Origin of the sequence: Streptomyces sp. 184 (genome assembly GCF_045781775.1) — a bacterium.
GTDB lineage: Bacteria > Actinomycetota > Actinomycetes > Streptomycetales > Streptomycetaceae > Streptomyces.
Window position 1 is genome coordinate 8,113,166 of the sequence record NZ_CP123230.1, and the last position, 21,891, is coordinate 8,135,056.

The 21,891-nt window shown below is 74.1% G+C and carries 16 protein-coding genes; 9 read left to right on the forward strand and 7 right to left on the reverse strand.

Annotated features, from left to right (window positions below; all coding sequences use genetic code 11):
- Positions 1–85 precede the first annotated feature (85 nt).
- The gene (locus QBL21_RS34820; protein WP_407566200.1) at positions 86–694 is read left to right on the forward strand and encodes a WGxxGxxG family protein; all 609 of its coding nucleotides are present in this window, start codon (positions 86–88) and stop codon (positions 692–694) included.
- Positions 695–881: 187 nt separating this feature from the next.
- Positions 882–1,385, forward strand: a complete 504-nt coding sequence (locus QBL21_RS34825) for an NUDIX hydrolase (RefSeq protein ID WP_407566201.1) — start codon at positions 882–884, stop codon at positions 1,383–1,385.
- Here the strand turns inward: QBL21_RS34825 and QBL21_RS34830 are convergent.
- The 4 genes from QBL21_RS34830 to QBL21_RS34845 form a co-directional block, all read right to left on the reverse strand.
- On the reverse strand, positions 1,382–2,005 hold the full coding sequence (locus QBL21_RS34830) for an HAD family hydrolase (RefSeq protein ID WP_407566202.1): 624 nt from the start codon (positions 2,003–2,005) through the stop codon (positions 1,382–1,384). The genes QBL21_RS34825 and QBL21_RS34830 overlap by 4 nt on opposite strands.
- Before the next feature lie 110 nt (positions 2,006–2,115).
- Positions 2,116–2,985, reverse strand: coding sequence for a hypothetical protein (locus tag QBL21_RS34835; RefSeq protein WP_407566203.1), 870 nt, complete (start codon positions 2,983–2,985; stop codon positions 2,116–2,118).
- 176 nt (positions 2,986–3,161) lie between these two features.
- Complete coding sequence (locus QBL21_RS34840) at positions 3,162–4,169, reverse strand: metallophosphoesterase (protein ID WP_407566204.1); 1,008 nt, start codon at positions 4,167–4,169, stop codon at positions 3,162–3,164.
- Positions 4,170–4,631: 462 nt separating this feature from the next.
- Entirely contained in the window at positions 4,632–5,726 is a 1,095-nt protein-coding gene (locus QBL21_RS34845) for a LacI family DNA-binding transcriptional regulator (RefSeq protein WP_101423471.1), read from the reverse strand.
- Between the two features lie 571 nt (positions 5,727–6,297).
- On the opposite strand from QBL21_RS34845, the gene hisC reads away from it, so the two are divergent.
- The 5 genes from hisC to QBL21_RS34870 all read left to right on the forward strand — a co-directional run bounded on the left by hisC (position 6,298) and on the right by QBL21_RS34870 (position 16,040).
- A complete protein-coding gene (gene hisC, locus QBL21_RS34850) occupies positions 6,298–7,377 on the forward strand; it encodes a histidinol-phosphate transaminase (RefSeq protein ID WP_407566670.1) in 1,080 nt (359 codons plus the stop codon).
- A gap of 373 nt (positions 7,378–7,750) precedes the next feature.
- The gene (locus QBL21_RS34855) at positions 7,751–9,274 is read left to right on the forward strand and encodes a cytochrome ubiquinol oxidase subunit I (protein ID WP_407566205.1); all 1,524 of its coding nucleotides are present in this window, start codon (positions 7,751–7,753) and stop codon (positions 9,272–9,274) included.
- A 16-nt stretch (positions 9,275–9,290) separates the two neighbouring features.
- The gene (gene cydB, locus QBL21_RS34860) at positions 9,291–10,421 is read left to right on the forward strand and encodes a cytochrome d ubiquinol oxidase subunit II (protein ID WP_407566206.1); all 1,131 of its coding nucleotides are present in this window, start codon (positions 9,291–9,293) and stop codon (positions 10,419–10,421) included.
- A gap of 1 nt (position 10,422) precedes the next feature.
- Positions 10,423–14,322, forward strand: coding sequence for a thiol reductant ABC exporter subunit CydD (gene cydD, locus QBL21_RS34865; protein ID WP_407566207.1), 3,900 nt, complete (start codon positions 10,423–10,425; stop codon positions 14,320–14,322).
- Positions 14,319–16,040 (forward strand): GAF domain-containing protein, encoded by a 1,722-nt coding sequence (locus QBL21_RS34870; RefSeq protein ID WP_407566208.1) that lies wholly within the window; start codon positions 14,319–14,321, stop codon positions 16,038–16,040. The genes cydD and QBL21_RS34870 overlap by 4 nt, the downstream gene beginning before the upstream one ends.
- On the opposite strand, the gene QBL21_RS34875 is transcribed toward QBL21_RS34870, so the two are convergent.
- The gene (locus tag QBL21_RS34875; protein ID WP_407566209.1) at positions 16,012–16,863 is read right to left on the reverse strand and encodes a Cof-type HAD-IIB family hydrolase; all 852 of its coding nucleotides are present in this window, start codon (positions 16,861–16,863) and stop codon (positions 16,012–16,014) included. The genes QBL21_RS34870 and QBL21_RS34875 overlap by 29 nt on opposite strands.
- A gap of 214 nt (positions 16,864–17,077) precedes the next feature.
- The gene (locus tag QBL21_RS34880; RefSeq protein ID WP_407566671.1) at positions 17,078–18,901 is read right to left on the reverse strand and encodes a penicillin-binding transpeptidase domain-containing protein; all 1,824 of its coding nucleotides are present in this window, start codon (positions 18,899–18,901) and stop codon (positions 17,078–17,080) included.
- A 102-nt stretch (positions 18,902–19,003) separates the two neighbouring features.
- Between QBL21_RS34880 and QBL21_RS34885 the strand changes: the two genes are divergently transcribed.
- Together QBL21_RS34885 and QBL21_RS34890 are read left to right on the forward strand one after the other, a co-directional pair.
- Positions 19,004–20,002: a LysR family transcriptional regulator gene (locus QBL21_RS34885; RefSeq protein ID WP_407566210.1), complete on the forward strand. Its 999-nt coding sequence runs from the start codon at positions 19,004–19,006 to the stop codon at positions 20,000–20,002.
- Positions 20,003–20,067: 65 nt separating this feature from the next.
- On the forward strand, positions 20,068–20,919 hold the full coding sequence (locus QBL21_RS34890) for a serine hydrolase (RefSeq protein WP_407566672.1): 852 nt from the start codon (positions 20,068–20,070) through the stop codon (positions 20,917–20,919).
- 3 nt (positions 20,920–20,922) lie between these two features.
- Here QBL21_RS34890 and QBL21_RS34895 read toward each other — a convergent pair whose 3' ends face one another.
- On the reverse strand, positions 20,923–21,816 hold the full coding sequence (locus QBL21_RS34895; RefSeq protein ID WP_407566211.1) for an LLM class flavin-dependent oxidoreductase: 894 nt from the start codon (positions 21,814–21,816) through the stop codon (positions 20,923–20,925).
- Between the last annotated feature and the right edge of the window lie 75 nt (positions 21,817–21,891).

The following is a 21,891-nucleotide window of genomic DNA, read 5'->3' on the forward strand; positions in this document are numbered from 1 at the left end:
TGGTGTGTGGGGGAAACCGCGGGCACGCGGGTCGAGAGCCGCGTTCGAGACGCCCGTCGGAACAGCTCTCAAGGGAGATCACACCATGCGTAAGATCGCCGCAGCACTGGGTGCGGCCGGGATACTCGCCCTGGCCCCCCTGACCGGCGCGAGCGCGCAGCCCGCCGCCGCCCCGGCGGACAGCCCCCAGACCACGGTCCAGCAGGAGCAGGGCCCGCGCGGCCCGAAGGGCGACGGCGCGAGCAACTGGGGCTGGCTGGGCCTGGCAGGTCTGCTGGGCCTCGCGGGGCTGGCGAAGAAGTCCGGCACGGGCAGCCGCCGCAGCGAGGCCACCAACCGCGCCGCGCAGACCACGGGCACGCGCCGCGACTACGGCGCGGACACCGGCCACATGCGCAAGTCCGACGACGACATGCGCGCCGGCGGCAAGCACGACGCACACGGCGGCAAGCGCCACATGCACGGCGGCAAGGGCGACATGTCCGGTGGCACGTCCGGCACTTCCGGTTCGTCCGGCATGAAGGGCGGTACGTCCGCCTCCCGTACGTCCCCCGCCCCCGGCGACCACACGACCCACAGCGACATCACCGGCGGCACCGCGCACGAGAGCCGGCCGGGCACCGACGAGAGCGGCACCACCCACCGCGTCTACGGCGCGGACGACCCGCACGGCGACGACGACATGCGGCGGTGAGCACGAGCGGCGGCACCACCCCGCCGCCGTCCACCGGCTCCCCACCCCTCCCGCCCGTCCCGTCGCGCCCCGCGCCCCGTGCGCCCGGCGCGGCGGGACGGGGGTGCTCCCGCGGTACGCACCCTGCCGCCGGTTTCGTTCGGCGGGCGCGGGTTTCGACCGCCGCCCCGCGTGCCACATACATCCCATGACCGTGTCCCACCGGCCCGTGGTCAAGCGCACCGCCCGCGCCGTCCTCCTCGACGGCGACGAGATGCTGCTCATCAAGCGCACCAAGCCGGGCCGCGAGCCCTACTGGATCACCCCCGGCGGCGGCGTCGAGCCCGCCGACGCCTCCGTCGTCGCCGCCCTGCACCGCGAGGTGGACGAGGAGCTTGGCGCCCGCGTCACCGGCGTCGTCCCCGTCTTCGTCGACACCGTCCCCGAGGGCGAACGCGGCGTGAAGGTCCAGCACTTCTTCGCCTGCCGGCTGACGTCCATGGACCTCATGCGGCGGCACGGCCCCGAAGTGGACGAGCCCTGCGGCGAGTACGAGGCGGTGCGCATCCCCTTCACCCGCGAGGGCGTCGACTCCGTCGACGTCGTCCCGCCCAGCCTGCGCGCCTTTCTGCGCACGAACATCGAGGGCGTCCTCGCGGTCCTCGCCCCCGACTTCCTCGCCGACGGCTCCGTCACCGAGGGCGCCGGCTAGCGCGTCAGCGCGTACGCCTCACGCAGGTCCAGCCCGCTGTACGCGTGCGAGGCGAGCCCGCTCACATGGTGGTCGGCGTTCACGGCGACCGACCGCGGCACCACCCCGAACAGGTGGGTGTCCGACATGGAGTCCCCGTACGCGATGCAGTCCGCCCGCGTCAGCCCGTACTCCGCGCAGAGCAGATCCGCGATCCGCACCTTGTCCGGCGGCCCCAGGATGCCCCCCATGTCCACCGGCTCGCAAAACGGCAGCGCCGGAAACCGCGAACCGTGCGCCGCGTGCACCCCCCACTCCAGCAGCCGCTCGACGAAGAACCCGGGCGCCAGCGAAATCACCGCACAGTGCTCGCCGCGCGCGGTGATGTCGGCCCACACGTCGCGTATCCCCGCGAGCCACGGCGCGCCCGCGAAGGCACGGGCCAGGATCTCGGGCGTCAGGGTGCTCCACATGCCGTGGGCGTGCTGGGCGTAGGCGTACGTGTCGATCTCGCCGGAGACGAACGCGGCGTCCAGCGCCTGGAACTCCGCGACCAGGCCCAGTTGCCGGGCCATCTCGATGTTCGCGGAGGAGCCGTGCAGCAGGGTGCCGTCCATGTCGAAGATGTGCAGCCGGGACATGGCGTGAGGCTAGAACGCGGGCAGGGCCGCGGACAATCGATTACTCGTCCGACCCGCGGTGCAGCACGCGGTTCTTTGTCCGCGGTTCAGCAAGCGGTTCAGCAAGGGGCTCAGTCCGGGTCGTGCTCGGGGCCGCCGTAGTCGGGGCTGGTGAAGTCCGGGCTCGAATAGCTCGGCCCGTCCTTCGCCTGCCCGTCGTCGGGGCTGGAGAACGCCGGGCGGGAGTAGCCCAGGCGCGGGGTGCGGGTGGCGGCCGGGTCGGTACGCACCGCGGGGTACGCCCCGCCGCCCCCGGAACCGACGCCCTCCGGGCCGCCGGCCTCGGCCCCGACGGCGAGGGCCTGCTCCAGGAAGGGCTGGATGCCCCGCGCGAGCAGCGCCTCGCGCCACTCCTCGCGCGCTCTGTCGACCTCGTCGGTCAACTCCCGGCTGGCCGCGGCCCTGATGGACGTCGAGCCGTTGCGTACGGCCGTCAGCAGCAGCGCGACCATCGCGATGACGATGGCGGCGACCGCGAGCATCGCGAAGATCCAGCCCGCCTGGCGCATCGAGGACGCCACGGAGGGCTCGGGGTCCATCAGTTGCAGCAGATAGCCGACGAGCAGGAAGATCACCGCCGCCGTACCGGCCAGCACCGGCACCAGCACCGCCGCCGCCGCGGCCACGCCCGCGTTGGTGCTGCCGCTCTGGCCGCCGGCCATCGCGCCCGCGAAGCGGATGCCCTCCGCGCCGCCCAGGGTTCCGCCGCTCGGGGTGGGCCGGCGCAGCTCGGTGCGCAGTCGTACGTAGCGTTCGTATTCGGCCGACGCGCACGCGGAAATTGCGGCCATGGCGCCAAGGGCCTTGGTGCGAAGCTGCTCGGGGTTGAGCGGGCGTGCGCGACCGGCGCCGACCGTGAACTCGGCGCTGTGCAGCGCGGTATCGAGGAGCCGCTCGAAGTCCGGGCGGTCCTCCGTCAGCAGATGCGACGCACTGGTCATGTGCTCGTGCTCCCCCGGATGGGCAGGCAACAAGGCAAACGGGGACGGAGCGTGCCTGCGGCGCTAGGCCCTGGGCGGCAGGGCCTAATACCGATGGTAGAGCGCTTCGCGTATGGCGGATAAGTGTCTTTTCAGAAAAGGAGGTTCCGTATTAGAGCACGACGGGCGGAAGTCCGCTAGCGTCCGACCAGCGGAAGTCGCACGACAAGCAGTTTTCCGGCCATGGTGACCCCTCCGTCCATGGCGATCGCGAGATCGTCCGCGTAGATGTGCGGGCCCTGGACAGCCGCTCCCCGCTCCTCGCCGTCGGTGTCCTCGCTGGGCACCTCGCCGAGCAGATACGGGATCGGGCTGTGCCCGTGCACCAGCCGCTCGCCGCCGTAGCGGCCCAGCAGCTCCCGTACCGCCGAGGGGCCCGTCTCCTCGTCGCGGAAGGCGAACCGCTTGGTGAACTTGCGGAAGAGGTCCCAGACCTCGTCCGCCTCCGACCGGGCCAGGATGTCGTGGATGGTGTCGTTGACGCCCTCGATGGACTCGCCGTAGTCCAGGTACGCGGTGGTGTCGGAGTGCACCAGGAGGTGGTCGTCCTCCTCGGCGATGGCGTCGAGCCGGGCCATCCACTGGAGGTGGACGTCCTCCAGCCGCTCCATGTCGGTGCGCTGGCCGCCGTTGAGCAGCCAGGCCGCCTGGAAGGAGGCGGTGCCGGCACCGGAGTTGACCGGCGTGTCGCCGAAGCGCTTGGCGCCGAGCAGCAGCAGCTCGTGGTTTCCCATGAGCGCCTTGCAGTAGCCGCCGGCCGCTGCCGCCTCGGCGGACAGGCGCATGACGAGGTCGATGACGCCGATGCCGTCGGGGCCGCGGTCGGTGAAGTCGCCGAGGAACCACACGCGCGTGTTGCCGGCGATCCAGCGGTCGGCCTCGTCGACGATGCCCTGGGCGCGCAGGGCGGCGCGCAGCTCGTCGAGATACCCGTGGACGTCGCCGACGACGTACAGCGGGCCGTAGCCGCCGCTCTCGCCGGGCCTGATGACCGGCAGGTCGGCCTGGGTCGGGGTGTACCCGTCGTCGGCGTGCCCGTAGGCGTCGCCGTCGGCGGGCGGTGCCGCGGGGACGGGGGGCGCCGCCCCGGCGGGCACCCCAGCCGTGGTCCGCAGCCCCGGCGTCTGACCGGCCCCCTGTTGCATCGAACCCCTCCACCGCCTAGCCGTTCTCCCACCGGGACACGACCGGGCCGCCATGGGACCAGGTGCCGCTCCCCCGTGCAGGTGGAGGAGATCCGCGGTGTGCGTGCGCCCATCATAGAAATGCCTGTCGCAGCTTGTGCGGTACCAGGGGCCGCCAATTGGTTCCGGCTGCGGAAGACGGCACCCGTCGGACCACCAGAACCGGGCAAACGGGGCACGACCGGCGTGGGGCGCGAGGCGCGGCGAGGCGGTGCTCGTGCTTCTCGTGGGCCGCAAGCGGTCATCTGTTGTCGCGCGGCCGTCGCGCGGCGCCGTATCCGGCCGTACGAACCCGGCGGGGGCCGGGGCCGTACGGCCCGTCGCGTCAGCGCCTCTCAGCGCGTCCCAGCGCGTCTCAGCGCGTCGCACGGGCCGCGCGCGGGCCTTCGCGCACGGCTCTCGTGACGGCCCCCGCGCCCGCGGCTACGCCGGGCGGCGCGGGGCGCTGACGACCGTACGCGGCGGGCGGCGCTGCGAGGACGCCCGCACGATCAGGTCCGTCGGTATGACCTGCTCGATGGGCCGGCCCGCGTCGACTCCCTCGATGGCGTCGATCAGCAGTTGCACGACGGCCGTGCCGATGCGGCGCGGCTTCAGCGACAGCGTGGTGATCGGCGGGTCGGTGGAGGCGTAGCCCGGGGACTCGCTACAGCAGACGAGCATCAGGTCGTCGGGCACCCGCAGGCCGTAGCGGCGGGTGGCGGCGAGGAGGTCGGTGCCGTTGGGGTCGAAGAGGCCGTAGACGGCGTCCGGGCGGTCGGGGCGCGCGAGCAGCCGGTCGGCGGCGACGGCGCCGGCCCGCGGGTCGTGCGCGGGGTAGGACTCGTAGACCGGGTCCTGGCCGACGCGCTCGCACCAGGTGAGGTACGCGGTGGTGGACAGCCGGGTGTACGTGTCCGTGCTGGTGCCCGTGAGCAGCCCGATGCGGCGGGCACCGGCCTCGGCGAGGTGGTCGAGCAGGTCGAGGACGGCGGCCTGGTGGTCGTTGTCGACCCAGGCGGTGACGGGCAGGGAGCCGCCGGGGCGGCCGTCGCTGACGACGGGGATGCCCTGCCGGACGATCTCGCTGACCACCGGGTCGCCCTCGGCCGGGTCGATGACCACCGTGCCGTCGAGGGCGACGTTGGACCACACGTCGTGCCGCGAGGTCGCGGGGAGGATCACCAGCGCGTAGCCGCGGGCGAGGGCTGCGGACGTCGCGGCGCGGGCCATCTCGGCGAAGTACGCGAACTCCGTGAAGGTGAACGGTTCTTCCCCGTACGTCGTCACCGTTAAGCCGATGAGCCCCGACTTGCCGGTGCGCAGGGCGCGCGCGGCGGCCGACGGCCGGTAGCCCAGGCGGTCGGCGACCTCGCGGACGTGCCGGCGGGTCGCTTCCGGCAGCCGTCCCTTCCCGTTGAGCGCGTCGGAGACGGTGGTGATCGAGACGCCCGCTGCGGCGGCGACATCCCGGATGCCCGCCCGCGCCAGCTTGCGGCTGGGCGGCCGGCTCACTTGCGGTTGGATCGAGCCGGTCATGCGCCTTCTTTCTTCAAACACGTACGTGGTCCCCCGTGCAAGCCGCAATAGTCAGGCTTGTCATCGCGAGCTGATAGTAGGGCTCGGATGGCTCGATTGCGGGAGAATCCGAACCGTAACTGACAGGCACGATTCTGCGGGGCCGCAACGGTCAAACGACCATGGAATGCCAAGTGGTTGCACCACTGCCGACCGCCGGTCCATGGCGCAACGTGCGTGGTACCTGTCATGGTACGAAGGTCTCGAAGAGGTCTCAGTCACCTTCACGGGTGATGCGCGCCATGGCGTCCGCCACCCGTGCGCGCCAGGGTGGATGCGCCCCCTTCGTATACGCCTTCGTATGCGGCAGGTAGGACGGGTGCGACATGTACGGCAGGGACGACAGGTACGACACGTGTGATGCCCGGTGGCGGGTGACGGCAGGGCTGGGTCGAGGAGGACCGCGGTGACGAACGACAAGACTCCCGGGGCTACCGGGGCTACCGGGGCTACCGGGGCTACCGGGGCTTCCGAGGCTCCCGGGGCCTCCAGGGCTGCCGGGGCTGCTGCCGGGGCGCCGGGGGCTCCCCGGCTGCGGTCCGCGCTGGCGGGCATTCCCACGTACAAGCCCGGGAAGCCGGCGGCGGCGGGTGCCGGTGCCGGCGCCGCGGCGTACAAGCTCTCCTCGAACGAGAACCCCTACCCGCCGCTGCCCGGCGTGCTGGAGGCGGCGATCGAGGCGGCCGGGAGCTTCAACCGCTACCCCGACATGGCGTGCGCGGCGCTGACCGCGGAGATCGCCGAGCGCCTCGGCGTGCCGCCCGCGCACGTGGCCACGGGCACCGGGTCCGTGGGCGTGGCGCAGCAGTTGCTCCAGGCGACGGCCGGGCCGGGCGACGAGGTGATCTACGCCTGGCGGTCGTTCGAGGCGTACCCGATCATCACGCAGATCTCGGGCGCGCGGTCGGTGCAGGTTCCGCTGACGGCGGAGGAGCGGCACGACCTGGACGCGATGGCGGACGCGGTGACCGACGCCACCCGGCTGATCTTCGTCTGCACCCCGAACAACCCGACGGGCACGGCGGTGCGCCGCGGGGAGCTGGAGCGGTTCCTCGACCGGGTGCCGCAGGACGTGCTGGTGGTGCTGGACGAGGCGTACTGCCAGTTCGTACGGGACGACGGCGTGGACGGCGGGATCCCGGACGGCCTGGAGATCTACCGGGACCGGCCCAACGTGTGCGTGCTGCGCACCTTCAGCAAGGCGTACGGGCTGGCGGGGCTGAGGGTCGGCTTCGCGGTGGCGCACGAGCCGGTGGCGGCGGCGCTGCGGAAGACGGCGGTGCCGTTCGGGGTGAGCCAGATCGCGCAGGAGGCGGCGATCGCCTCGCTGCACAGCGAGGAGGCGCTGCTGGCGCGGGTGGAGTCGCTGGTCGCGGAGCGCACGCGGGTGCGGGACGGGCTGCTGGCGCAGGGCTGGACGGTGCCGGAGACGCACGCGAACTTCGTCTGGCTGCGGCTGGGGGAGCGGAGCGTGGACTTCGCGGCGGCGTGCGAGGCGGCGGGCGTGGTGGTGCGGCCGTTCGCGGGGGACGGGGTACGGGCGTCGGTGGGCGAGCCCGAGGCGAACGACATCCTGCTGGCGGTGGCGGAGGAGTTCCGCAAGGAGCTGTAGGCCGCGGGGCGGGCTGGAGCTGGGGGCGGGAGAGCGGAGAGCGGCGCTCTCGTACGAGAGCAGTGATCTCGTACGAGAGCGCCGCACTCGTCGTAGAGCATCGTCACGCGCGCGAGCACTGCTCTCGCTTGAGAGCATCGCTCTCGCATTTTTCCCGCACCCCCCGCAGGCGTCGAAACGAGACGTAGGGGACCCCCCTGCCAGGACGGAGAAGCGCTGTGCCACACTGGGGCTTGTGAATGTGAACGCATTCACGAGCGGTGCTGTTCATGTGGGTTTCCGCCTGTATGCCATGCCGCCACGGCCCCACCGGACCGACCGGCGCGTGGATCATCTTCAGTGCCGCGCCCCGTGATCGCGGAGAGGAGCCCACGTGGATCTGGCACTCGCCCCGGAGACCCTGGCGCGCTGGCAGTTCGGGATCACCACCGTCTACCACTTCCTCTTCGTCCCCCTGACGATCTCCCTCTCCTCCCTCGTCGCCGGGCTTCAGACCGCCTGGGTGCGCACGGGCGACGAGAAGTACCTCAGGGCGACGAAGTTCTGGGGGAAGCTCTTCCTGATCAACATCGCCATGGGCGTGGTGACCGGCATCCTCCAGGAGTTCCAGTTCGGCATGAACTGGTCGGACTACTCCCGCTTCGTGGGCGACGTGTTCGGCGCGCCCCTCGCCTTCGAAGCCCTGATCGCCTTCTTCTTCGAGTCCACCTTCATCGGCCTGTGGATCTTCGGCTGGGACCGCCTGCCGCAGAAGATCCACCTCGCCTGCATCTGGATGGTCGCGGCCGGCACCGTGCTCTCCGCGTACTTCATCCTCGCCGCCAACTCCTGGATGCAGCACCCCGTCGGCTACCGCATCAACGAGGAGTCCGGCCGCGCCGAGCTGACCGACTTCTGGCACGTACTCACCCAGAACACCGCCGTCGCGCAGTTCGCCCACACCATCACCGCGGCCTTCCTCACCGGCGGCGCGTTCGTCGTCGGCATCGCCGCGTACCACCTCATGCGCGGCCGGCACGTCGCCGTCATGCGCAGTTCGCTGCGGCTGGGGCTGATGACCATGGTCGTCGCCGGGCTGCTGACCGCGTTCACCGGCGACCGGCTCGGCAAGATCATGTACGAGCAGCAGCCGATGAAGATGGCGTCGGCCGAGGCCCTGTGGGAGACCGAGGCGCCCGCGCCCTTCTCGCTCTTCGCCATCGGCGACGTCGACAAGGGCCACAACAGGGTCGCCATAGAGGTCCCGGGCGTGCTCTCCCTCCTCGCCCACGACAACTTCTCCGACTCGGTGCCCGGCATCAACCCCACCAACGAGGAGATGAGGGAGAAGTACGACGACGAGTTCGGCCTCGGCGACTACCGGCCCAACATCCCCGTCGCGTACTGGAGCTTCCGCTGGATGATCGGCTTCGGGATGTCCTCCCTCGGCCTCGGCATCCTCGGCCTCTGGCTCACCCGCCGCCGTTTCTGGCTCGCCGACCGGCTCCGTACCGGCGCGGACGACGTCCCCCGGCTCGCCCTCACCAAGGACCGCGAACTCGGCGCCCGCCTCGGCGGCTGGTACTGGCGACTCGCCCTGCTCACCCTCCTCTTCCCGCTCATCGCCAACTGCTGGGGCTGGATCTTCACCGAGATGGGCCGCCAGCCCTGGGTCGTCTACGGCGTCCTGCCCACCTCCTCCGCCGTCTCCCCCGGCGTCTCGCAGGGCGAGGTCATCACCTCGCTGAGCGTCTACACGCTCCTGTACGCGGCCCTCGCCGTCATCGAGGCCAAGCTGATGATCAAGTACGTGAAGGCCGGACCGCCCGAACTCACCGAGTCCGACCGCAACCCGCCGACGAAGATCGGCGGCCACGACCGCGAAGACTCCGACCGGCCCATGGCCTTCTCGTACTGAGGGGGGAGACCACGTCATGGAACTGCACACCGTCTGGTTCGTCCTCATCGCCGTCCTGTGGACCGGCTACTTCTTCCTGGAGGGCTTCGACTTCGGCGTCGGCGTCCTCACCCGGGTGCTGGCCCGCGACCGCACCGAGCGGCGCGTGCTCATCAACACCATCGGCCCCGTCTGGGACGGCAACGAGGTCTGGCTGCTCACCGCGGGCGGCGCCACCTTCGCCGCCTTCCCCGACTGGTACGCCACCCTCTTCTCCGGCTTCTACCTGCCCCTGCTGGTCATCCTGGTCTGCCTGATCATCCGCGGCGTGGCCTTCGAGTACCGGGCCAAGCGGCCCGAGGAGCACTGGCAGCGCAACTGGGAACTCGCCATCTTCTGGGCCTCCCTGCTGCCCGCGTTCCTGTGGGGCGTCGCGTTCGCCAACATCGTGCGCGGGGTGAAGATCGGCTCCGACAAGGAGTACGTCGGCGACGTCTTCGACCTGCTCAACCCCTTCGCGCTGCTCGGCGGGCTGGTCACGCTCTTCCTCTTCACCTTCCACGGCGCGGTGTTCACGGCCCTGAAGACCACCGGCGGCATCCGGATGCGGGCGCGCCGGCTGGCCACCGTCCTCGGTACGGCGACGGCGGCGCTGGCGCTGGGCTTCCTGCTGTGGCTCCAGGCGGAGACGGGCGACGAGCAGAGCATGGTGGCGCTGGTCGTGGCGGTGGCGGCGCTGTTCTGCGCGATCGGCGCGGTGGCGGCGGGCCGGGAGGGGTGGTCGTTCCTCTACTCCGGGGTGACGATCGTGGCCACGGTCGCGATGCTGTTCCTGGCGCTGTACCCGGACGTGATGCCGTCGTCGCTGAACCCGGAGTGGAGCCTGACGGCGGAGAACGCCTCGTCGACGCCGTACACGTTGACGATCATGACGTGGTGCGCGGGGATCGCGACGCCGGTGGTGCTGATGTACCAGGGGTGGACGTACTGGGTGTTCCGCAAGCGCATCGGGACGCAGCACATCGCACCGGAGGCGCACGCGGCGGTCGCCGCGGACGGGGCCGGTGGCGCGGCCGGCGACGGGTCGGGTGGCGACGGGTCGGGCACGAGCGGCGCGGAGGGCTCAGGCACGTCGGGCGGCTCGGGTGCCGGTGGGGCGGGCCGGTGACATGAAGCCCGTCGACCCCCGCCTGACCCGGTACGCCCGCGGCACCCGGCTGTTCCTGCTCGCCACCGTCGCGCTGGGCGTGGCCGGTGCGGGGCTGGTCATCGCGCAGGCGGTGCTGATGGCGGAGATCGTCGTCGGCGCCTTCGAGGACGGCCTGTCGGCCGCCGGACTGCGTACGCCGCTGCTGCTGCTCGCCGCCGTCGCCGCCGGGCGGGCGGTGGTGAGCTGGCTGACGGAGCTGGCGGCGCACCGGTCGAGTGCGGCGGTGAAGTCGGAGCTGCGGATGCGGCTGCTGACGGAGGCGGTACGGACCGGGGGGCCGGCCGGGACCGGCGGGGACGAGCTTCGTACCGGCGAACTCGCCGCGCTCGCCACCCGCGGGATCGACGCCCTGGACGCCTACTTCGCCCGCTACCTGCCCCAACTCGGCCTCGCCGTCGTCGTCCCTGCGGCCGTCCTGGCGCGCATCGTCACGGACGACTGGGTCTCCGCCGCGATCATCGCCGGCACCCTGCCGCTGATCCCGGTCTTCATGTTGCTCATCGGCTGGGCCACCCAGACGGCCACCGACCGCCAGTGGCGCACCCTGTCGCGGCTCTCCGCCCACTTCCTCGACGTGGTCTCCGGCCTGCCGACGCTCAAGGTCTTCGGCCGCGCGAAGGCGCAGGCCGACAGCATCCGCACCATCACCGCCGACTACCGTCGCGCGACGATGCGCACCCTGCGTATCGCCTTTCTGTCGTCGTTCGCGCTGGAGTTGCTGGCGACGATCTCGGTGGCGCTGGTCGCGGTCACCATCGGCATGCGGCTGGTCCACGGCGAACTGGACCTGTACACCGGGCTGGTGGTGCTGATCCTGGCCCCGGAGGCGTACCTGCCGCTGCGCCAGGTCGGTACGCACTACCACGCGGCGGCGGAGGGCCTGGCGGCGGCGGACAGAGTGTTCGCCATCCTGGAGCGCTCGGAGCCCTCGCAGGCCACGGAGCCCTCGCAGCGCTCGCAGCGCTCGGAGACCCAGGAAACCCCGCACTCCCGCCCAAGGGTAGGCCGCCCCACTGACAGCGCGGACAGCACGAGCGCCACGGGCGGCACGGACAGCACCGGCAGCGCCTGCCCCGACGCCCGCCGGGCCCGCCTCGTCCTCGACGGGCTCGTCGTACGGCACGAAGGCCGCACCGAGGACTCCCTGCCGCGTACGACCCTCACCCTCCGCCCCGGCGAGACCGTGGCGCTGACCGGGCCCTCCGGCACCGGCAAGTCGACGCTGCTCGCCGCGCTCCTCGGCCTCGTACGGCCCGCCGCCGGCCGGGTGCTCGTAGGCGGGCGGGACCTGGCCGCGCTCGACCTGGCGAGCTGGCACGCGCAGGTCGCCTGGGTGCCGCAGCGGCCCGCGCTCTTCGCCGGCACGATCGCCGACAACGTCCGCCTCCCCCGCCCCGGCGCCACCGACGCCGAGGTCGCGCGGGCGCTCCGCGACGCCGCCGCCGGCGACCTCGACCCCGGCACCGTCCTCGGCGAGGCGGGCGCCGGTCTCTCCGCCGGGCAGCGGCAGCGGGTCGCGCTGGCGCGGGCGTTCCTCGCCGACCGGCCCGTGGTCCTCCTCGACGAGCCGACCGCCGCCCTCGACGGCGACACCGAGGCGGCCGTCACCGCCGCGATCGCCCGGCTGGCCCGGGGCAGCACGGTGCTGCTCGTGGCGCACCGCCCGGCGCTGCTGGGGGTCGCGGACCGGGTGGTGCGGCTGGGGGACGGCCGCACCCGGGTGACCGCGGGAACGGACGCGGTACGGGCCCCGGCACCCGCGACAGCCCCGGCGAACACGTCGGCGTCGGCGGCCGTGTCCGTACCGGAGGAGGGTGCCCAGGGCGCGTACGGGCAGGGCAGCGGGTCGTACGGGCCGCAGGGCGCACCCCGCGCCGGGCGGGCCGGCGGCAGCGCGCTCCGCAGCACCACCGCCCGGGGCCGGCTCGCGCTCGCCGCGCTGCTCGGCGCACTCGCCCTCGCGTCCGCCGTCGGGCTCATGGGCGTCTCCGGGTGGCTGATCTCGCGCGCCTCCCAGCAGCCCCCCGTGCTCTACCTGATGGTCGCCGTCACCGCCACCCGCGCGTTCGGCATCGGCCGCGCCGTCTTCCGCTACGCCGAGCGCCTCGTCTCCCACGACGCGGTGCTACGGATCCTCGCGGACCTCCGCGTCGCCGTGTACACCCGGCTCGAACGCCTCGCCCCCGCCGGCCTCGCCCCGCACCGCCGCGGCGACCTGCTCACCCGGCTCGTCGCCGACACCGACACCCTCCAGGACCGTTACCTGCGCTGGCTGTTGCCCGTCTCCGCCGCGGCCCTCGTCGGCACGGCGTCCGTGGCGACGGCCGGCGTCCTGCTGCCCGAGGCCGGTGCCATGCTGGCGGCGGGGCTGCTGGCGGCCGGCGTCGGGGTGCCGCTGCTCGCCGCGGCCACCGCCCGGCGCACGGAGGCGCGGCTCGCGCCGGCGCGGGCCGCGCTCGCCACGGAGGTCGTCGACGTCCTCACCGGTACGGCGGAACTCGCCGTCGCCGGCGCCCTGCCCCGCCGGCTCGCCGCGCTCCGCGACGCCGACCGGCGGCTGACCCGTATCGCCGCCCGCAGCGCCGCGGCGCTCGCGCTGGGCGCGGGTCTTTCTGCGCTGGTCTGCGGGCTGACGGTGGTGGGGGCGGCGGCGGCCGGGGCGCAGGCGGTGTACGAGGGGCGGCTGCCCGGGGTGTGGCTGGGGGTGGTGGTGCTGGGGACGCTCGCGGCGTTCGAGTCGGTGAACGGGATGCCGCTGGCGCTCCAGCAGCGGGCCCGGGTGCGGCGGAGCGCCGCCCGTATCGACGAGATCCTCGACGCGCCGCCGCCGGCCGCGGAGGGGACGGGGCAGCCGCCGGCCGATCCGTTCCCGGTGACGCTGACGGGGGTGTCGGCGCGGCACCCGGGGCAGCGCGGGCTGGCGCTGGAGGGTGTGGACCTGACGCTGCCGCGGGGGCGGCGGGTCGCGGTGGTGGGTGCGTCGGGGTCGGGGAAGACGACGCTGGCGCATGTGCTGCTGCGGTTCCTGGATCCGGTGGCGGGCACGTACAGGCTGGGCCCGGAGGCTGCGGCCACGCCCCCGGCCGCGGCACCCGCCGCTGCGGCCCCGGCCCCAGCACCCGCCGCGGACCCCGCTCTCGATTCGGAGCACCGCTCTCCTTCGAGAGCACTGATCTCAAACGAGAGCACCGCCGACGCCCTCGCCTGCGACTCCGACGCCGTACGCCGCCTCGTCGGCCTCTGCGCCCAGGACGCCCACCTCTTCGACAGCACCCTGCGCGAGAACCTCCGCCTCGCCCTCCCCCGTACCCTGAACGGCCCGAGCGGTACCCCCACCGACGCCGACGACGACGCCCTGCGCGCCGCCCTCGCCGCCGCCCGCCTCCTCGACTGGGTCGAGACCCTGCCCCTCGGCCTCGACACCCCCGTCGGCGAACACGGCGCCCGGCTCTCCGGCGGCCAGCGCCAGCGCCTCGCGCTCGCCCGCGCGCTCCTCGCCGACTTCCCCGTCCTCGTGCTCGACGAGCCCGCCGAGCACCTCGACCTGCCCACCGCCGACGCGCTGACCGCGGACCTGCTCGCCGCCACAGAAGGCCGCACGACGGTGCTGATCACGCACCGGCTGACCGGCCTGGAAGCGGTGGACGAGATCGTGGTGCTGGAGCGCGGCCGGGTGGTGCAGCGCGGCTCGTACGCCGGGCTGGCGGAGGCCGAGGGCCCGTTCCGGCGCACGCTGCTACGGGAGCGGGCGCACCCGTCTCCGTACCCGCAGGAGGCGACGGACGGCCACGCCACCCCCACCCCAACCGACAATCCCGACTTTCCCGACCGAGAGCCGCTTATTACCCTCGGGACATGACCGCTGCCGACTCCATGGACGCCGCCGCCCGCGCCACCCGCGGACTCCAGGGCGTCTCCAGCGAGCTGGCCGAGCGGGTGACGCAGTTGCTGGCCGCCATGCGGTCCATCGGCACCGGGCTCCAGCTCCACCCCACGCTCGACGTGATCGCGCAGACGGCGGCGGAGCTGGCGGGCGCGCGCTACGCCTCGATCGTGGTGATCGACGAGCAGAGCGGTGACCTGGACGAGTTCGCGTCGTACGGCGTGGACGAGGTGGACCGGGCCCGTATCGACGAGATCCCGGACGAGCCGGGGACGACGCTGACGGTCCCCATCGACGTGGACGGGCGGTACTTCGGGGACCTGGTGCTGTCGGAGAAGCTCGGCGGCGGCCGGTTCCGGGACTACGACCTGCACCTCGTCCGGATCATCGCCACCGAGGCGGGCATCGCCATCGGCAACGCGCGGCTGCACCTGGAGACGCGGCAGCGCGAGCGGTGGATCGACGGGGCGCACGCGGTGACGACCGCGCTGCTGTCGAGCGCGAACGCGCGGGATGCCCTGGGGGTCATCGCGGAGCAGGCGCGGGGCCTCGCGGACGCGATGGCGGGGGTGGTGCTGCTGCCGCGGTCGGGCGACGACGTCACCGCCGGCGCGGCCCGGGAGCGAGGGCGAGCACGGGGGCGAGGACAGGGCCAGCGACAGGAACAGGGCCAGGGCCAGGGGCGGGGCCACGGCCCGGAGTGGCTGGAGGTCGCGGCGGTGGCCGGGGAGGGGGTGGACGACCTCGTCGGGCGGGTGCTGCCGTCGTACAGCCCGACGGTGAAGGCGCTGCTGGCGGGCAAGGAGGTCTTCCTCGACGACGCCGCCGCCGACCCGCGGGCGGCGAGCGACGCCGCGGACCGCTTCGGGCCGTGCATGATGCTGCCGCTGCGGAGCGGGAAGCGGGTCCTGGGTGCGCTGTCGCTGCCGCGGGCGCCGGGTGCCCGGCTCTACCGGGAGACGGAGAAGCAGTCGGCGACGCAGTTCGCGGGGCAGGCGGCGCTGGCGCTGATGCTGTCGGAGGTGCAGCGGGACCGGGAGCGGCTGGCGGTGTACGAGGACCGCGACCGGATCGCGCGCGACCTGCACGACCTGGTGATCCAGCGGCTGTTCGCGACGGGGATGCAGTTGCAGGGCGCGAAGCGGCTGGAGCGGGCGCCGGAGGTGCGCGAGCGGATCGACGCGGCGGTCGACGCGCTGGAGACGACGATCGAGGAGATCCGCGGCACGATCTACGCGCTCCAGCAGGAGCCGGAACAGGCGCCGACGGGGCTGCGGGCGCTGGTGCTGCGGGAGGTCGCGACGGCGGCGGCTCCGCTGGGGTTCCAGCCGTCGACGAGCTTCGTGGGCGCGGTGGACGAGCGGGTGGACGAGTCGATCGCGCGGCATCTGCTGGCGGCGCTGCGGGAGGGGCTGTCGAACGCGTCGCGGCACGCGGGGGCGGGGCAGGTGGGGGTGGTGGTCGACGCGACGGCGGAGCTGGCGGACGGCCGGGACGCGGTGCGGCTGACGGTGGCGGACGACGGGCGGGGGCTGTCGCCGTACGGGCGGCGGAGCGGACTGCGCAACATCGAGCGGCGGGCGGAGGAGCTGGGCGGCCGGGCGACGTACGGCCCGGGGCTCGGGGACTGCGGCGGCGGGACGTCGCTGATGTGGGAGGTCCCGCTCAGCGGCCGTGCAGCAACTGCTCGATGACCAGCGCCACCCCGTCCTCCTCGTTCCCCGCCGTGCTGTGCGTCGTCGCGGCCCGTACCGCCGGGTGGGCGTTGGCCATCGCGTACGACCTGCCGGCCCATGTCAGCATCTCGATGTCGTTCGGCATGTCGCCGAAGGCCACGACCTCCTCCGGCGTGATCCCCCGCGCCTCGCAGTAGCGCGCCAGCGTGCTCGCCTTGCTCACGCCCAGCCCGCTCACCTCCAGCAGCGCGCTCGGCGACGACCGGGTGAACTCGCCGTGCGCCCCCGCCCTCGCCCGCGCCTCGTGCAGGAAGGCGTCCGCCTCGACGGTCGGGTGGTACGCCAGCAGCTTCAGCAGCGGGTCACCCGCCCGCGCCGCGTCGTCCGCGAGCAGCTTGTCCACCGGCGCTATCTGCCCCGGCCCCCGGTGCAGCGGGTACTCCGGTTCGCGGCCGAAGCCGCCCGTGTGCTCCACCGCGAACGCCGTACCCGGCGCGATCGTGCGCAGCACGCCGACGACCGCCAGCGCGTCGGCCGTCGGCAGCGGGCAGACCTCCGTCGGCTCACCCCCGCGGTGCAGGTCGACCACGGCGGCGCCGTTGGCGCAGATCGCCATCCCGTGCCCGTGCACGTGCTCCGCGACCAGCCCCATCCACCTCGCCGGCCTGCCGGTGACGAACACCACCGCCAGCCCCGCCGCCTCCGCGGCGGCGAGCGCGGCGACCGTGCGCGCGGAGACGGTCTTGTCGTCCCGCAGGAGGGTGCCGTCGAGGTCCGTGGCGATGAGCCGGGGAGGGGGAGGGGAGGGCGGGAACGTGGGGAAGGAGGCGGCGTCGGTCACCCGGCCATCATCGCGTACGGCCCACGCAGGCGGCACGGGCGTACGGGCCGGCCGCCGCCCGGGCGGTCAGCACCCGCCCCCGGGCCGGCACCCGCACCGGCCCCGGCACCCGCCCGGGCCACGGCGCACGCCGAGCCACCCGCCTCGCCCCGCCGCCTTCACCCCACCGGCCTCACCCTGCCCCTCTCATCCCACCCGCCTTATCCCGCCCGCCTCACCCCACCGCCTCCAGCACCTCCCGCACCACCGGCCCCGCGTCCCCCGACCCGCTCTCCGCGTCCTCCACCACGCACGCCACCGCCACCCCGTCGCGATACGCCACCAGCCACCCGTTGTTCGGCCCCGTCGCCGTCACCTCCGCCGTCCCCGTCTTCGCCCCCACGTCCCCCGGCAGCCCCGCGAGCACCTGCGCGCTGCCCTCCGTCACCGTGTCCGCCATCAGCTCGCGGAGCTGCGTCACCACGGCCTCCGGCAACTCCTCCGCCGACGCCGTCGGCTCCTGCTCCGCCACGATCACCGGCTGCCGGAACGTCCCCGTCGCCGCCGTCGCCGTGACCGACGCCATCACCAGCGGGTTCGCCCGCAGCCGCCCCTGTCCGAAGAGCGCCGCGGCCTTCTCCGTCTCGTCCCCCGGCACCGGCACCTCCCCGTCGAACGACGGCACCCCCGTGCTCCACTCCTCCCCGATACCGAAGTACCGGCGCGCGAAGTCCGTCATCTCCTCGTCGCCGAGGGAGTCGCGCAGCGCGACGAAGGCGGTGTTGCAGGAGTGGATGAAGTCCTCGCGGAAGGTCGCGCCGGGGATCTCGGAGGTCTCCACGTTGTGGAACTGCTTGCCGACCGTCAGGTACTTCGGGCAGTCCACCGTCGTCCCCGGGCTGACCGCGCCCTTGTCCAGCAGCGCGGCCGTCGTGACGACCTTCCAGGTCGAGCCGGGGGCGTACGTGCCCTGGAAGGCCCGGTTGAAGCCCGCGGCCGGCGAGTTGACGGCGGCCAGCACCTCGCCGCTGTCCATGTCGAGCGCGACGAGCCCGGCGTTGCGCCCGCCGACGTGCCGCTCCATCGCCGCCTCCGCGGCGCCCTGCAACTCCGCGTCCACCGTCGTACGCACCGTCCCGTCCCCCGCGCCCCGCGGCGGCCCAAAGCGCGCCTCCGTACTCCGTACGTCCCCGGTGTGCCGGTCGACGACCTGCACCGCGCCCTGCGGCCGGCCGCCGCCCAGGCCGAGCACGCCCGCCAGCGACGGGTGGTCCGCGGCGGAGACGGCGGCGCCGTCCCGGTCGACGGCGTCCAGCTCCGCCGACTCCTCCCGCACCAGCCGGAACTTCTCCGTCTCCGTCAGCTTCGGGTGCACCACCCCGAGTTCCCAGCGCACCCGCCACGCCCCGTCGTCGCCCTCGCGGGCGAGCGGCAGGGTCGCGTCGTACGTCCAGGTGCCGAGACCGCGTACGGGCATCTTCGCGGTGTACGTCACCTGCGCCCCGTCGTCGCCGTCGGCCCGGGCCTTCCCGGCCGTGAGCTTCGGCTTCGCGATCTCCAGGCCCTCGGTGAAGCTCGCGAGGATGCGCTCGGCCTCGGCCGGCGAGTCCGTCAGCCGGGCCGCGGCCTTCATCCGCCCCGCCGACCAGCCGTCGAGGAAGCGCTCGGCCGTGCGCCGCGCCTCCGGGTCCGCGGAGCCGCCGCCCCCGCCGTCGGCGCCGCCGTCGAGGGGTCCGGCCGTCGCCGCCCAGTACCCGCCGCCTGCCAGCACCACCGCCACCGCGGCGAGCACCGGACCGCGCCGCCGTCGCCGCCGCACGCGCGGGCGCGGCGGGGAGACGTCGCCGTACGGGTCGAGCCCGTACGGATCGGCGCTGTACGGTCCGGCGCCATGCGGCTCGGCGCCGTACGGATCAGCGCCGTACGGGTCAGCGCCGTACGGGTCAGCGCCGTACGGATCGGCGCCGTACGGATCGGCGCCATCCGGATCGCCGCCGTACGAAGCGCCGTACGCGCCGCTCTCGTGCGGCGAGTCCCGCGCCCCGTCCCCGTACCCCACCCCATGTCGTGTCATGCCGGACAGCAGATCAGCCGCCCGGCTGTCCAGTCCAAGACCAATATCCTCATCGAGCCGATAGGCGATTGACTATCCTCGCTGTTCATGGACCTCCTCCGGCATCTGCGCTACTTCAGGGCGGTCGCCGAGGAGCGCCACTTCGGCCGCGCCGCCGAGCGGCTGCGCATCGCGCAGCCGTCGCTGTCGCAGCGCATCCGCCGCCTGGAGCACGAGCTGGGCGTGCGGCTCTTCGACCGCGGCAGCCAGGGCACGGCGCTCACCCCCGCCGGCCGGCTCGTGCTGGAGGAGGCCGACCGGGTGCTGGCCGCGGCGGACCGGCTCGCCGCCGCCGTCGCCCGGATCGGCAGCGGCGCGGCCGGTACGCTGCGGGCCGCCGTCCCGCCGCACCTGGGCCCGGCCGCCGTCGCCGCGCTCATCACCGGCTACCGCGAGCGGTCCCCGGGCGGCGAGCTGGAGCTGCGCGAGCTGACCACCACCGCGCAGGCCCGCGAACTGGCCGCCGGCACCCTCGACGCGGGCGTCGTACGGCATCCGTGTCCCGCACCCGGGCTCGCCTTCGGGCCCGTACTCCACCAGCCGCTCGGCGCGCTGCTCGCCGCCGCCGACCCGCTCGCCGCGGGCGGGCGGCTGACCGCGGCGGACCTGAGCGGACGCGCGCTGGTCCTCACGCCGCGGGCCGACGACCCGGCGCTGTACGACGAGGTGCTCACCGCCTGCGCCCGGCACGGCTGCACCCCGGCCGCCGTCCACGAGGCGTCCGGCGGCGACTTCACCCGCGCGCTCGTCCTCTCCACCGCACCGGGCGCCCCGGCGAAACGCGAGGCACCCGAGGCACCCGGCGCGCCCGGCGGTGTCGTCGCCCTGCTGCCCCGTACGACAGCCGGTCCCGGTACGGTGTGGCGCCCGCTGGCCGGCGAGCCGATCGGCTGGCGTACGTCCGCCGCGTGGCCGGCGGACGGCCGCAACCCGGCCGTGGCCCGCTTCGCGGAGGCCGCCCACGAGGCGATGCGCGACCACGCCGGCATGCGTCCGGCCCCCGCCGCGGCCGTCCACCCCCGCCCCGCATCGGAGTTCCCGCTGTGACCCCGCCCCCGCCCCCGCCCCCAGAGCAGCCGGAGCACCGGGCCCACCGCACCGCCGGGGCCCGCATCCGTCGGGCGTTCACGGACGCCGGTGTCACCGGCCAGCTCCACGCCCGCGACATCGACACCGGCGCCGACCTCGCGGTGGCCGCCGACACCCCGGTCAGCACGGCCAGCGTGCACAAGGTGTGCCTCCTCGCCACCCTCTACCGCGAGGCCGAACACGGCCGCGTCGACCTCACCGCCGCCGTCGACGTCCCGGTCGCCGGCCGCACCCCCGGCCCGACCGGGCTCGGCGCCATGCGCGACGCCGCCCGCCTCTCGCTGCGCGACCTGGCCGTGCTCGCGGTCTCGGTCAGCGACAACACCGCGGCCGACGTGCTGTGGGACACCGTCGGCACCGAGGCCGTCAACCGCACCATGACCGGCCTCGGCCTGACCCGTACCACCGCCGTGCAGAAGGTACGCGACCTCTACGCCGCGCTCGCCGAGGACGCCGGCGACGCCGGTGCGACCGCGCTCCTCGACCCCGCCCGCGTCGCCCGCCTCCGCGCCCTCGACCCGGCCCGTACCAACCGCTCCACCCCCCGCGAACTCACCGCCCTCCTCGCCGCCGTCTGGCGCGACGAGGTGTGCACCGGCGCGTACGCCGCCGACCTGCGCCGCACGCTGGGCACCCAGGCGTGGGGCCACCGGCTGGCGTCCGGTTTCCCCTTCGACGACGTACGGATCAGCGGCAAGACGGGCACGCTGCCGACGCTGCGCCACGAGATCGGCGTCGTGGAGTACCCGGACGGTGGCCGCTACGCGGTCGCCGTCTGCACCCGCGCCGCCGCGACCGCGGTCACCCTCCCGGCGGCCGACGCGGTGATCGGCACCGCCGCCCGCCTGGCGGTGGACGCCCTGCGCACCCCGTAGCGGTCAGCTCGCCAACTGCGCGGGCGCCTCGACCGCGATGCGCTCGAAGACCCGCTCGTCGGCGGCGAAGACGGAGTCGGGGATGGGCCAGTGCAGCACGATCTCGGTGAAGCCGAGGGCGGCGTGCCGGCCGGCGAAGTCGACGAAGGCGTCCAGGGAGTCCAGCGGCCGGTCCGGCGTGAAGCCGGCGAGCAGCACCTTCTCCATCGCCGCGACGTCCCGGCCCACGGCGGCGCCCGCCTCGGCGAGCCGGGCGACCTGGGTGCGCAGGGCCTCCAGGGACTCGGCGGCGGTGCCGGTCGCTGAGGTCTTGGGGTCGCCGGTCGTCACCCACGCCTGCCCGTACCGCGCGGCCAGCCGCATCCCGCGCGGTCCGGTCGCGGCGACGGCGAAGGGCAGCCGGGGACGCTGCACGCAGCCGGGGATGTTGCGCACCTCGTGCGCCGAGTAGTACGTGCCCGCGTACGACGTCGTGTCCTCGGTCAGCAGCGTGTCCAGCAGCGGCAGGAACTCCCCGAACCGCTCCGTCCGCTCCCGTACCGCCCACGGCTGCTGCCCCAGCGCGGTCGCGTCGAACCCGGAACCGCCCGCCCCGATCCCCAGCGTCATCCGGCCGCCGGACACGTCGTCCAGCGAGATCAACTCCTTGGCGAGCGTGACCGGGTGCCGGAAGTTCGGCGAGGTCACGAGCGTGCCGAGGCGGAGCCGGGCCGTCGCGGTGGCGGCGGCGGTCAGCGTCGGCAGGGCACCGAACCAGGGCCCGTCGCGGAACGTACGCCACGACAGGTGGTCGTAGGTGTACGCGGTGAAGAAGCCCAGCTCCTCCGCCCGCTGCCATTGCGCACGGCCGCCGGAGTGCCACCGCCGGACCGGGAGGATCAGGGTGCTCAGTCGCATACCGCGACCCTACGGCCTGTGTTGCGGGGCCGCAGGGTCGCGGTGGGGGCGTCGGAGCGGCGGGTGCGGGGTGGT

What these genes read in the sequence shown, in the direction of transcription:
- QBL21_RS34835 (WP_407566203.1), bottom strand. Translation starts at nt 2,985, where the DNA reads ATGACCAGTGCGTCGCATCTGCTGACGGAGGACCGCCCGGACTTCGAG.
- cydD (WP_407566207.1), top strand. Translation starts at nt 10,423, where the DNA reads ATGAAGCCCGTCGACCCCCGCCTGACCCGGTACGCCCGCGGCACCCGG.
- QBL21_RS34840 (WP_407566204.1), bottom strand. Translation starts at nt 4,169, where the DNA reads ATGCAACAGGGGGCCGGTCAGACGCCGGGGCTGCGGACCACGGCTGGG.
- cydB (WP_407566206.1), top strand. Translation starts at nt 9,291, where the DNA reads ATGGAACTGCACACCGTCTGGTTCGTCCTCATCGCCGTCCTGTGGACC.
- QBL21_RS34845 (WP_101423471.1), bottom strand. Translation starts at nt 5,726, where the DNA reads ATGACCGGCTCGATCCAACCGCAAGTGAGCCGGCCGCCCAGCCGCAAG.
- QBL21_RS34830 (WP_407566202.1), bottom strand. Translation starts at nt 2,005, where the DNA reads ATGTCCCGGCTGCACATCTTCGACATGGACGGCACCCTGCTGCACGGC.
- QBL21_RS34820 (WP_407566200.1), top strand. Translation starts at nt 86, where the DNA reads ATGCGTAAGATCGCCGCAGCACTGGGTGCGGCCGGGATACTCGCCCTG.
- QBL21_RS34885 (WP_407566210.1), top strand. Translation starts at nt 19,004, where the DNA reads ATGGACCTCCTCCGGCATCTGCGCTACTTCAGGGCGGTCGCCGAGGAG.
- QBL21_RS34870 (WP_407566208.1), top strand. Translation starts at nt 14,319, where the DNA reads ATGACCGCTGCCGACTCCATGGACGCCGCCGCCCGCGCCACCCGCGGA.
- QBL21_RS34825 (WP_407566201.1), top strand. Translation starts at nt 882, where the DNA reads ATGACCGTGTCCCACCGGCCCGTGGTCAAGCGCACCGCCCGCGCCGTC.
- QBL21_RS34895 (WP_407566211.1), bottom strand. Translation starts at nt 21,816, where the DNA reads ATGCGACTGAGCACCCTGATCCTCCCGGTCCGGCGGTGGCACTCCGGC.